Annotated in this window: 1 pseudogene; it reads left to right on the top strand. The window is 60.8% G+C overall.

The window, feature by feature from the left end:
* Nucleotides 1–278 (top strand): annotated as a pseudogene (locus R0J92_RS22600) (aminoglycoside phosphotransferase); the annotation flags it as partial.

Below are 278 nucleotides of genomic sequence, written 5' to 3'. Positions count from 1 at the left end.
CCTACAAGATGAAGCGGGCGGTCAGGCTTCCCTATGTCGACTTCTCGACCATCGAGCTTCGCTTCGAGGCTTGTCAGGATGAGGTGTCGCTCAACAGCCTGACCGCCCCCGATCTCTATCTCGGCATACGTCGGATCACCCGCGACAGCGATGGCCGTCTGGTGCTTGATGGGGCGGGAGACCTTGTCGAGGTCGTTGTGGAGATGGTGCGCTTCGAACAGGAGGCATTGTTCGACCGCATGGCGACGGACGGCAGGCTGACGCTTCCTCTCTTGACG

It is taken from the genome of Tritonibacter sp. SIMBA_163, from assembly GCF_046535935.1.
Classification (GTDB): domain Bacteria; phylum Pseudomonadota; class Alphaproteobacteria; order Rhodobacterales; family Rhodobacteraceae; genus Epibacterium; species Epibacterium scottomollicae.
Note: the sequence above shows the minus strand (reverse complement) of the source record. Positions and strands in the feature narration are given on the sequence as shown.